Below are 12,326 nucleotides of genomic sequence, written 5' to 3'. Positions count from 1 at the left end.
ACACTACGGATATCTTTTAGCTGTAACCAACTGTTTATTAGCCTAAAATCATTTATTCTAAAATACTGTTTAATTATAGCAACAGAACCCTTTAACAACCTAATGACCTTGGTTGAAATAATGTTTATAACTTGCTCATTATCAATAAATTAATAAATTAATAAAAAACAGAAGGTTCTATTGCGCACGAGCTAACTCTCAAACCTCGCAGGTTTGGCTTCATTGCTAAACCTCACCTGATTATATCCAGCAAAAGCTCATACTCCGGTCTTATAGTCACCATCCTTTCTTCTTTGTCCATCAGTCGGGTCAGGGATTCTGGCAAAGCGGGTAAAAACCCAATCGCCCGCTCTATCGTTGAGGCAAATTTGGCCCAGTGCGCCGTAGACACAATCACATTATTACCCGGATTGGATTTGGCAGCATCATAGGCCACGGCTGTATGTGGATCCATGATATAGCCCTGCTTTTCATACACCTCCTTTATATTGTCCAGAGTAGTGGTGTCATCGACCACATGTTCGCTGATGTCTTGACGGAGATAGTTCCACGTGGAACGTTCGTCCAATCCTCTGTACATTTCTTTCATGCGCACAAAATTGCTAGGGTCACCCACATCCATCGCGTTGGACAATGTTTCACGTGAAACTCTTGGTACAAACGACCCGGTCCTGAGATACTCCGGCACCATATCATTGATATTGGTAGCAGCTATAAAATGGGCTATCGGTAGCCCAATCCGCTTGGCAAAAAGCCCGGCTGTGAGATTACCAAAATTGCCTGATGGCACTATAAGGGTAAGATCTTTCTTGGAACGTGCTTGCTTGTACGATTCAAAATAATATACCATCTGGGGTAAGAGTCGGGCTATATTGATCGAATTGGCTGACCCAAATACTTTTTTGTCCCGAAGGTCCTTGTCAGCAAAAGCTTGTTTGACCAATCTTTGACAATCATCAAAGGTGCCATCTACCTCAATCGCCTGGACATTATCTTCCCAGGTGGTCAGCTGTCTTTGTTGTAAGGGACTGACCTTACCTTTAGGAAACAGGATGAATACCTTAAAGCTCTCCAAACCACTGAACGCACTGGCGACAGCGCCACCTGTATCTCCAGAAGTAGCCACCAGGATATTGATCTCCGTATCCTTTGGTCTCAAGACCGACATCGTCTGAGCCATGAACCGGGCTCCAAAATCTTTAAAGGCCAAGGTAGGTCCATGAAACAATTCGAGAAAGCACCTATCCTCTGATACATAATGCAGTGGAGCAGGGAATGAAAATGCCTTTGAGACTATGTCTAGTAACGTTGCGTCTGCCAACTCCGTAAAAGGCTGGATGATTTCACAACCTATATCCACAATAGACTTCTGTGCTATATTTGATATAAAGGATTGGCTTAGTATGGGAAAGGTATCCGGCATAAACAGGCCTCCATCAGCAGCTGGACCTAAAAAAATAGCCTGCTCGAAAGGTAAAAAAATGGAATGGTCCTCTTTACCACTCTTCGTGCTGTAATACTTCATTAAAAATAGAAAAATTTAATTTTAATTATTTAGTAATCAATTTGTTACCAAATTTCTTTCATCACTACAGGAGCCTTGCAAGTCCCTATATTAAAAGTAAAAGACTCGTCATGAACTGTCTCGATTTTATGATATTTTTTCGTCTTTAGTTGATAGATTTCCACGGTTTCCTTGTCCGGATCCACCATCAAATACCAGGGGATACCTTCTTTCTCAAATAAAGAATACTTTACTTCTCTATCTTTTTCTTTCGTTGAATCACTCAGAATCTCAACCACTAATGCTGGCGGAAAATCAAGAAATTTCTTCTTGATCGGTTTGCATACAATCAATAAATCAGGTTGAACGACAGTGTATTCGTCTATTTTATAATCTATAGGTTGGTATACTTTACAATCAGCGCAACCTTTTAAAGCCAAAGCAAAAACTAATCCCAAATTATTAGCAATATATTGATGCCTCGGTGTAGCAGCTGGGCTCATGGAGTACGGAATACCATCAATAAGCTCCCAGTCACCTTCCCACAATTTATAATCATCATATGTATAGTGAGGAAGACTTTTTAAAGCATGCATAATGATTCTTTATTACAAATTTAATGCCTTTTTACCTGCCGGCACGATGCTGCATAAAATACCAATGTACCGCTGCCATTAATAGCATAATACCTACCGCCTGGTGCATCACACCCAAACCAACCGGGATCGTACCAATACTTGAGAGCAATGTCCATATTCCTAAAATGATCTGGACAATCAAAATGATCCCAATCATCATCAATGACTTACTCCCTAACCTGAATACCGCTATGAAAAATAGCGTCAATACAGCCATTGCCAGACTACGATGCAATACCTGTACCAAAGCCGGTAAAAAAGGATATACATCATAATCCACAAAGTGCATCCACTGCCAGGAGTCAGCTTTAAAAATTATAGGGTCTATCAAATGACTTCCCATCATCGGAAAACTGGGAAATAGCAGCGCCGCCTTCATACCACTCATCATGCCTCCCAACAAAATCTGGATCGACACCAAAAACAAAAATGTACGGGCCAAAACAGTCCCAATTTTATCCGGAGAGACTCTGTCTACATATTGATATTTCAAAAATACCCACCATAAAAAACTCAGCGTGATCAATGCCAAACCCAGATGTATGCTCAATTTGTATGCATTCACCCAAGGCCTTTCGACCAGTCCACTCGCCACCATAATCCATCCAAACATTCCCACCAAAGCTGCAAGCAAAAAGACGATCAACAAATCCTTTTTTAATCCCTTCACCCCGAGGTATCCTTTCAGCCAAAATATCACCAACGGAATCAAAAACACAAATCCCATACTTCTGGCCCAAAGCCTATGTAGGTATTCCCAAAAATAGATCCACTTAAACCTCGAAAGGTCCATACCTTGATTGATCTTTTGGTACTGCGGAGTTCGTTTATACAGTTCAAATTCATCTTGCCACTGGTCATGATTGAGAGGCGGAATGGCACCCGTCACGATATCCCATTTTGTGATGGAAAGACCTGAACCGGTCAACCTGGTAATACCTCCGATAATAATCTGAAAAAAAATCATCACCAATCCAATGACTAACCAGATTTTTACAGGAGTTTTAAGGTATGGGCTTGCTTGCATTTTTTATTTCGGTCCAAAGATAGCCAACCAGCCGTCAACTCTGGATCCCTTTGGCTTTGGAGTAATAATATATAATAGATTAAATAAATTATAAATAAAGCTATTATTATTAGCACTGTTAGTTTGTGGAAAACATCTGATCCATTTAAATACAGTTTGTTATATATATTTAAAATTATTAATTATTAATGCTCTGCTTACGAGTAACTTAAATAGATACATTACAGGTTATGTAATATGTAATTATAAGAAAAATCCTCAAAACTGATCAATAAAGCTCCTGTGCAAACAATGTGAATAACAAGATAATTACTCACACATATATGGTAAAAGGTTATATGAAAAAGGCGAAATGTGGAAAACAAAAATAGAATCACAGCTGCTCTGCTATTATGCACAAGATGAATGTGGATAAATAAATATAAACGACCCTGTCCTGCTTGACTCTATATAGTAGTTAAAAAAATAATGTGGATAAAATAGATCCAGAATGGTTGTCTAAATCATCTTACTACGCAAAATATAGGTCCCGGAGAATGGAAATAATAACCAACCTTATATTAATGATTGAATCTAATTAAATTCAGGATATGAAGTTAAGTACTACGATCTTTCTGATCCTATTTGCCCAGCGTTTTATTGTACCTGTTTTAGCCCAGACGATATCCTATGATCCTGCCTCACCCAGGCAATCTTATGCTGTAGCGAGAATGCAAGATGCCCTAACTGCTGCAGACCAAAAAACCGCCAAATCAAATAAACCTTTTCAAATAAACTTGCGTATAGATAAGTCTGCAACTACAGGCAGAGGCATATGTTATCCAACTTAAAGTACGACAAATCCTGGTGCGGGGAGGTGATGAAAGAGGACTTATCTATGGATGTCTCTCCATCGCAGAAGACCTGATTCATGGCCATACCCTGGCTCAGATTAAAAACAGCCAAAGCAAACCCTTTCTTCCATTCGGGGTATTAAATATGACCTACCCTGGGATACATATCGACATAGCTATGCCTTGAGCCTGCATGATGAGACCTGTAGAGATACCCTATATTGGAAGGCATTTTTAGACATGATGGCGGAAAACAAGGCTCAATAGTCTGACGCTCTGGAACCTTCATACTTATACCTATCTGATCAAACCAAAGAACTTTCCGGAAGCCAGCCCCTGGACAGACAAAGAAATGAAAGAATGGCAAACTCTTTTTCATGCGATCACCCACATGGCCAGTGAAAGGGCTATCGATACCTATATCATGCCGTTCAATATTTTCGTCACCCCTGAATTTGCCAGGGCTCACCAGGTAGCCATGGACAATCTCGAACATCACTTTTTTGTTAAAGGAGATACTGCTGAAATCATCAAAAGGTATACCAGGGAAAGTGTGACTCAGATGCTCAATGAATATCCCGAGCTCACCGGAATGGGACTGACCCTTGGATATGGGGGGGATGACTCCGGCGCAAAGGGAGTCCTGGGTCAGAGAGACCATTATCGAAGGCTTAAAACAAGCGAACAGACCTTCAAAATTTATCCACCGCATACCCCTGTCCAGCAACACTGGCTCGGGAGGCGCCACCAGTATAGAAACGGAGCAACTCACTCGCAAAATCATCGAATCTGAAGCGGACTTAGGTTTTACAGAAGGCCCTATTTGGGCAGATCTTAAATTTAATTGGTCTCACGCCCACTCTTCTACCAAGCTGTTTAAAGTACATGGAGGAAAATTATATGACACCTATTTCAAACCAACCTCGGAAAAATATAAAATCACCTGGACTGCCCGCAATGAGGATTTTTTCTGTTTAAGGTGGGGTGTCCCGGCATTTGTGAGACAACATATACTGGACAACAAACAAGCTTATTCAGGTGGGTATTTTATTGGTTCGGAGACCTATATTCCAGCCAAAGACTATTTCACATCAGACACGACATCCATGACCTGGTCCTATGCTTTTGAAAGACAATGGTTGTTCTACAAAATCTGGGGCAGACTCTTGTATGACCCATATGTAACTGATAATGTATTTAATGACGAATTCATATATAGATATGGTAATCGTGGCAAACATCTGCTTGCAGCTTCTGTCCTGGCAGGAAAAACTCCACTGAGACTAGCCTCCGATTTTGATCTTAGATGGGACTTTACCTTATATAGTGAAGGTATGATGGCCCTGGATGATTTGACCAAACGGGTAGAGTATATTTCCATAGATCGCTTGATCCATCAGCCACCCCTGGATACCGACTATGTATCTGTAGACCAATATGTGAGGACTGTCTCAAGTCAAAATAAACTTCCACAAACGAAAATCACACCACCCATATTGGCCAGCATGTTGACGAAAGATTGTAACAAAGCATTGCGCCTGGTCAAAAACATTGATAGCTGTAGCGATAAAGCACTTTTCTACGAAGTAGCTGACATCAGGACCTGGGCCTATCTGGGATTACATTTGGCAGAAAAAATAAAGGGAGCGATAGCTTTGCAAACCTATAGGACTCAGGGAAAAGATATCAATAAACAAACGGCCATAGATCATCTAACCAGGGCTCTTCAGTATTGGGACGAAGTCATAAAAATCACCAGACCTATATATAAGGATATGCCCCTGGTGCATTACAGCGAGCAGGACGGATTACCCTGGCAGGAAAATGATCATTTGCGGTTTCATTGGGAGCATTTACGCGGAACGGTGGCTAAGGATGTGGAGATAGCACGGAGGGCAGAAAGAGAATAGGAAGGGGAGTGAAGTGGTTGCCTCGCAATGTAAGGATACCACGGAGGGCACAGAGAGACACGGAGAAAAAGGAGGGTATGGATCGAGTAAATTAAATGTCTTTTTTAGAGGCGCGTTTATGCAATCGGGGTATATCCATCAAAGCAGCAGAGCCATACCAGGGATGCATCTCCATAATGAGAGACCCGGACTGTATAGCAGGGTCAGTCTCTGTCAGCTTTTTTGCTTCCTCTAAAGTAGTCACGTTAAAAAGATAAATTCCCCGGATGTCTTCGTCCGTCATCATAGGACCGGCCAACACCAATTTACCCTCCTCAGCCAGGCGATTGATATTTGCCATATGGGCAGCCTGAAGTTGAGCTCGGGTGGTTGAATCCTGGGATCGATTGGGCCCACGCTTTAACATGACCAGCACATAAGATTTCATCCCATAATCATCGGCACCAAGGCTTGCGGCATAAAGACTGTCGTAGGCATACAGATCAGCAGCAGGCTCTGCCGCCACCGAACTACTTTCTTCACGAGGTTTACAGGCCGAGATTAAAATCAATAAAAAAACAAGGTATTTCATGCTTCGTGGTTGAAGCGTGAAAATAAGATATTATCCCATATTGAGCATTGGAATGTCTAAGATCAATATCTTCATCAGCTGATGAAGATAAATGTCACAGTCCAACCGCAAGCGTCGGACCCTTTGGGCAAATAGCGCTAATGCGTTATTTGCGTTTATTATTAAGTAGATCAATTCTACAGGAATACAAAAAAGGGGCCATCTATAGCCCCCGGTTTTAAAACAGGCCTAACCAAAATAATTTTTTATTCCACTCCGGCGGGTCGGCTAATTCTCTTCAATGTCTTTAAATTTCTCCTTAAATTTCTTTTTGGATTTAGGGTCATTCATATCGTATGACTCTTCGTGACCGTCTTTAAACTTAAACTTGATTTTTTCTCTGGTTTGCGAGATTTCTAATATATCATCAGGAAGCCGAATATCTTCTAAAAGACTCAAGCCGGGTACTGGTGGCACCGGCGGTACTGGAGGCACCGGCGGGATGGGAGGCACCGGCGGCACTGGAGGAACTGGCGGGATGGGGGGCACTGGAGGAACTGGAGGAACTGGTGGTACCATCGGCATTTTACTACCGTATTTGTCATTGAACTCTCGTCTTTCAGCTATATCGTTGAGGTTAAAAGCCTTTTTATCGCCATTGATAAAATAAACGGTAGCGACATCCCCATCATCCGAGTTGCCCTGAATGGTGATGCGCCTGATCTCATCATCCTCATCGGTAGACCAGGACCAGGACATGGAATAGTCTTCGTCCTTTTTCGATTTTTTTTGTGGCACAGTATCTGTAATAAAGCGTTCCGATATACTTTTAAATGGTACAATTGCTGGTTGAGGATGGACGGAGCTACCCAAATCTGTCGAGGGCAATGATATAGGTATATCTATAAAAGCATTCACCGAAGTCAATGTGTCCGGAATGACTGCAGGAGCAGATCTAAAGGCCAATAATAAGATAAGCACCACGGGTAGGACAATTAAAAATTTTAATCGTTGAAAGGGATGAGATTTAATACGATTGATCATAAGTAAACGGGATTTTAAAGAATGAAAATTAAAGGTAGAAGAGAAAGAGTACGTGTTTTGACCAAGAGCCTTTACCAATAGATACTGATAAGCTTGGGCGTCCACTCCCTGCCTGACCATCAGGTCGTCAGTGAGATACTCCAGGTTTTGACGGATAGATTTTTTAAGCAACCAGGCTACAGGATTGTACCAATTGAGAATACAGATGAGCTCACCAATCAATATGTCAAAGCTGTGCCGTTGACGAATATGGATCCACTCATGGCGGATTATTTTTTCATATTCATCAGAAGACATTCCTGTCGGATTTATAAAGATCGAGTCTATAAAAGAAAAAGGGGTGATTTTTTGATCTAAAATATAAATTGGAAGTTCTGAGGGCACTAGTTTGATAGCTCGCTTTTTTAGTCCAATTAATGACGAAAATTGTATAACGAACCTGGCAATAAAGATGGTCATACCGAGGATCCAAAAAAAGATCAACCATTGACCAGGAGAATAAGGTAAAGCAGCAGTGTCAGTCACCGTAGTTTCGGAAATGGAAAATTGATGGAGACTGGGTATATACCGTGTCAAAGGATCCGAAAAGGAAACTGGAGAGATTGGGCTTGAGCTGAAGGTAGCCGTGGACAGAATAAAAGATAGGAGAATACCAAAGATGAAATACCATCGAATGGAAGTAAAAAAAGTAAGCCTTGATAAAAACAATTGATAGCACAGCATCAATACACTCAAGGCGATCGATAGTTTTAGACAAAACATCAAAACAGGGGCAATCATGATTTTTTACTTTTTTCGATGAGAGCAATGATTTCTTTGAGTTCGGAGGGACTTAGTCGTTCTTGTTCCACAAAAAAATTGACCATGTCTTTGTAGCTATTGTCGAAGTAGTCTTTGACAAATCCCTGCATGAAAGATTTTTTGTACTGTTTTTCGGTCACGGTCGGCTTATAGAGACTTACATTGCCGATCTTGCGGGAAGTGAGATATTTTTTCTTCTCGAGATTTTTGATCGTCGAGGCCAGGGTGGTATAAGGCACTTCAGCCTCTCCAAGTTCATCAAGGATAGCGCGGATATTGGTCTCGCCGAGCAGCCAGATGACCTTCATCGCTTGCTCTTCCTGAGGGGTTAATCTTTGAATCATCTACGAATTTTTTGTCAAATCTACGATGTTTTCGTAGTATTGTCAAGGGGTAAGAAAAAAATATTTTGTATGTTGCATACAACCCAGTGTCAAAACCTCAGACCTTGTTTGATGGGCTAAATAAAAAAAACCCTTCCAAAATAGATTGAAAGGGCTTTAGTATCTGTGAATTGAAATTATTCTCAAATCAACTTCCAACCTTCACGATAGGATCGGCCTACAAACTGGTTGGCTTCATCATGATTAGTGATCTTCATATTCTTGCCGTCCCATAAAAGCTTTTTACGACCATTATATGTCATGCCTCTACCATTGGCATTGGGAGTGCCGAGACCATAGCTTCTGATAGCCAGGTTACCCATGATGACGGTCTCTGTCAAAGGACCGGAATAATCAAAAGAAGAGGTGAGGGATCGATGCTGTGCACTACCAAAACCGGCTTTGCAGGCTTCTGTCCAGGATACCTGATGGCCATACTCCGGCAGCTTTTCATTTTTATTGCTAGTTGAAAAATTAGGATCCATCTCCAATTTTTTACCGTTTTTAAAATAAATCTTGGGTACCAATCCATAAGTGCCACAGGTCATGACACCTTTGGTGCCTATCATCATAACACCATTGGCGCTGTCGGTGTCACCGATGGGCTCGTTAGCAGGGATCCACTCCGGATGGAAGGGGCGGATGCCTCCATCGTACCAGGTGAGGGTAATTGCACTTTTATTTTTGGCAGTAGCATTAAATTTGAGCTGAACGTGAGATGAAGGAGGACAACCTTCTGGTATAAACTCAGGTACCCAATCTTGTTTAAACACCTGGCCCACACTACACTCTACTTCTGTGGGGTAACCAAGCCCCAAGACTCTAAACGGAGGATCTATGAGGTGACAACCCATATCGCCAAGGGCGCCGGTGCCAAAATTCCACCAACCCCTCCATTTAAAAGGGTGATACAGTGGATGATAATCTACATAACTGGCAGGGCCTAGAAACAAATCCCAATCGGCAGGTGACATGGACTCAGGGAGAGGCGGTTTTTCAGTAGGGGCAGGGATACCCTGAGGCCATACCGGTCGATTGGTCCAGACATATACTTTGTCAACCTTACCGATCAAACCCTTGTCAAACCACTGAATCATCTGCTGTTGACCGGGGTTAGAGGCTCCCTGGTTACCCATTTGAGATACTACTTTATATTTTCTGGCAGCTTCGGTCAGTTGTCTGGCTTCATAAAGATTGTGGGTCAAAGGTTTTTGAACATACACATGTTTGCCCAGCTGCATGGCCGTTATAGCGGCTATGCCATGGATATGATCAGGAGCAGAGATAGTCACCGCATCGATGTCTTTACCCATGGTATCAAACATCTTTCGAAAATCTTTGAACCTGGTCGCAGAAGAAAATTTTTCAAGTGAATTTTTACAACGGGCGGTATCGACATCGGTCAGTGCAACAACCTGATTGACACCGTTATAGAATGCATTTCTTATGTCCGACTCTCCTTTGCCTCCTGCCCCGATGGCTGCCAGGTTAAGGCGGTCGCTGGGTGCGGTATACCCCTTGCCCAACACATATCTAGGCACAATAAAGAAAGAAGCAGCGGCTATCCCGGATTGCTTGACAAATTCCCTCCGTTTTTTGTTGATCTTTTTATTCATTTTTATTTTATTTGATAGCGTCAAGTTAAGTAGATTCTCTATTTCATCGATACTTTATTGCTCGGAAATAATAGAATTATATAAAAAGATTTCAAGTCTTCAGAGATCTTGCAAAGTCAACACTTTCGGATACCACTTTTGGTCCAGCAGTTTTTGCTTTAATCGACAGGTTATATCGTATTTACAGCGTGGCAAAATACCACTATCCAGAAAAAGACTATATTAAGAACAATAACCAAATAAGGACATTGAATGAAAGAGTATTTTGAAAAATGGACGGCACAGTTGATCCCGTGGATATTCACACATGGATTAAAAATATTGTTGATTCTCGTCGGGGCATACTTTATTCACAAGCTAGCAGCCAGGTTTATAGAGGGTGCTGTAAGGATTTCTGTAAAACCAGACAACCATTCCTCCAATGAATCTGAAAAGAAAAGAGAAGATACCCTCATTCGCATTTTTGCAGTTACGTTTAGGGTGGTGCTGATAATATTAGTTGGGATGATGTTCCTGCAAGAAATCGGTATTATGATAGGACCTATCTTGGCGGGAGCCGGGATCGTAGGCCTGGCATTGGGGTTTGGAGGACAATATATCATCAGGGATTTGATCACCGGACTATTTATCATATTGGAAAATCAATATCGGATCGGGGATGTGGTCTTTCTCAATGAAACCTCAGGATTAGTCGAAGATATTAGTTTGAGAAGGAGTACACTTAGAGACCTGGATGGTACCGTCCATCACATACCTCATGGAGAAATAAAAATAGTCTCCAACCTTTCAAAAACTTTCGCCAGGGTGAATATCAATGTTGGTGTATCGTACAACGCCAATATGGACCAGGTAGAAGAAGTGGTCAATCGCATTGGCAATGACATGGCCAGTGATCCTGACTGGAAGGGCTCCATTATCACCCCACCGCGTTTTTTAAGAATAGATGACTTTGCTGATTCTTCTATTATCATCAAAATTGTAGGAGATACTCAACCCTTAAAACAATGGGTAATAGCGGGAGAAATACGAAAAAGACTTTTAAAGGAATTTAATCGAGCAGGTATCGAAATCCCTTTTCCACAAATGGTACTTCATCATGACACGGGTAGTGGTATAACCGAGTCGCTACAAAAAGACACACAAAAGAAAATTGAAAGTTAGGAAAACCAAGATAGTCGATAGACTCTCATTACTTTTACACTGCACGGCATGTATCTGACTTTCATTCCAATTGAATATCATCTCACCCCTCTCCAATGGTCGCTGATCATTATGGCCTCCATGATCACAGGTATGTCCAAGGCAGGTGTGGGACCGATATCAATTATCTCTGTTGCCATCTGGGCCTGGATATTTGGCAGCCGGCCATCCACCGGAATCTTATTGCCCATGCTCATCGTGGCAGACATCTGCGCGGTATATTACTACAAAAGGCATGCAGTCTGGCCCATTCTCATCAAGCTGATCCCATGGATAGCGATCGGTGTGATCTTCGCGGCATGGTTTGGACACAGAATAGATGACCAATTATTCAAACGCATGATGGCAGGCATCATCTTATTGTCGGTAGGTGCTTTGTTTTATTGGGAAAAGAAACCGCTGGCCCGCATCCCTTCGCATTGGGCTGTTTCCTCGGTGATGGGATTGGCGACAGGATTTACTTCAATGATAGGCAATCTGGCCGGAGGATTTTCTAATATCTATTTTATCAGCATGCGGGTGTTAAAAGATAATTTTATTGGGACAGCAGCATGGATGTTTTTTTTACTCAATCTTTTTAAGCTTCCGTTTCATATATGGGTGTGGAAGACAGTGACGCCAGAAACACTATCTCTCAACCTGATACTGGTACCCGGTATACTCCTTGGATTTTGGTTGGGAGTAAAGATTGTGGCCAACCTCAATGAGCGGAGGTTTAAAAACCTGATCCTTTGGCTGACTGCGATCTCCTCTTTGTTGGTGCTGCTGGATTTATGAGATAAAAGGGTACGACCCAAAAAAGAAAAAGATAAATAAAATT

9 protein-coding genes and 1 pseudogene are annotated in these 12,326 nt (G+C 41.8%); 3 read left to right on the top strand and 7 right to left on the bottom strand.

The genetic code is table 11. The annotated features are described in order from the left end of the window. Positions 1–232 precede the first annotated feature (232 nt). Genes thrC through IPJ09_15195 form a run of 3 tightly spaced genes read right to left on the bottom strand, consistent with a single transcriptional unit; the run spans position 233 to position 3,169 of the window. Positions 233–1,525: a threonine synthase gene (thrC, locus tag IPJ09_15205; protein ID MBK7372756.1), complete on the bottom strand. Its 1,293-nt coding sequence runs from the start codon at positions 1,523–1,525 to the stop codon at positions 233–235. Positions 1,526–1,569: 44 nt separating this feature from the next. Beyond that, positions 1,570–2,100 carry a Uma2 family endonuclease gene (locus IPJ09_15200; protein ID MBK7372755.1) on the bottom strand — a complete coding sequence of 177 codons (531 nt, stop codon included), beginning with the start codon at positions 2,098–2,100 and terminating at the stop codon, positions 1,570–1,572. Positions 2,101–2,131: 31 nt separating this feature from the next. Continuing rightward, positions 2,132–3,169, bottom strand: coding sequence for a COX15/CtaA family protein (locus tag IPJ09_15195; GenBank protein ID MBK7372754.1), 1,038 nt, complete (start codon positions 3,167–3,169; stop codon positions 2,132–2,134). A 608-nt stretch (positions 3,170–3,777) separates the two neighbouring features. Between IPJ09_15195 and IPJ09_15190 the strand changes: the two are divergent. Beyond that, positions 3,778–5,912 (top strand): annotated as a pseudogene (locus IPJ09_15190) (hypothetical protein). 91 nt (positions 5,913–6,003) lie between these two features. Here the strand turns inward: IPJ09_15190 and IPJ09_15185 are convergent. The 4 genes from IPJ09_15185 to IPJ09_15170 all read right to left on the bottom strand — a co-directional run bounded on the left by IPJ09_15185 (position 6,004) and on the right by IPJ09_15170 (position 10,306). Further along, complete coding sequence (locus tag IPJ09_15185; protein ID MBK7372753.1) at positions 6,004–6,483, bottom strand: hypothetical protein; 480 nt, start codon at positions 6,481–6,483, stop codon at positions 6,004–6,006. 267 nt (positions 6,484–6,750) lie between these two features. Next, positions 6,751–8,286 (bottom strand): M56 family metallopeptidase, encoded by a 1,536-nt coding sequence (locus IPJ09_15180; GenBank protein MBK7372752.1) that lies wholly within the window; start codon positions 8,284–8,286, stop codon positions 6,751–6,753. Next, a complete protein-coding gene (locus IPJ09_15175; protein ID MBK7372751.1) occupies positions 8,283–8,648 on the bottom strand; it encodes a BlaI/MecI/CopY family transcriptional regulator in 366 nt (121 codons plus the stop codon). The genes IPJ09_15180 and IPJ09_15175 overlap by 4 nt, the downstream gene beginning before the upstream one ends. Positions 8,649–8,833: 185 nt before the next feature. Continuing rightward, the gene (locus IPJ09_15170) at positions 8,834–10,306 is read right to left on the bottom strand and encodes a Gfo/Idh/MocA family oxidoreductase (protein MBK7372750.1); all 1,473 of its coding nucleotides are present in this window, start codon (positions 10,304–10,306) and stop codon (positions 8,834–8,836) included. Between the two features lie 252 nt (positions 10,307–10,558). Here IPJ09_15170 and IPJ09_15165 point away from each other — a divergent pair, with 252 nt between their 5' ends. Both IPJ09_15165 and IPJ09_15160 read left to right on the top strand, forming a co-directional pair. Next, complete coding sequence (locus IPJ09_15165) at positions 10,559–11,467, top strand: mechanosensitive ion channel (GenBank protein MBK7372749.1); 909 nt, start codon at positions 10,559–10,561, stop codon at positions 11,465–11,467. A gap of 48 nt (positions 11,468–11,515) precedes the next feature. Continuing rightward, positions 11,516–12,283 (top strand): sulfite exporter TauE/SafE family protein, encoded by a 768-nt coding sequence (locus tag IPJ09_15160; protein MBK7372748.1) that lies wholly within the window; start codon positions 11,516–11,518, stop codon positions 12,281–12,283. The last annotated feature ends 43 nt before the right edge of the window (positions 12,284–12,326 follow it).

It is taken from the genome of Saprospiraceae bacterium, assembly GCA_016709995.1.
In the GTDB taxonomy this organism is placed as follows: Bacteria; Bacteroidota; Bacteroidia; order Chitinophagales; family Saprospiraceae; genus JADJLQ01.
This window is presented reverse-complemented; position numbering and strand designations above follow the sequence as displayed.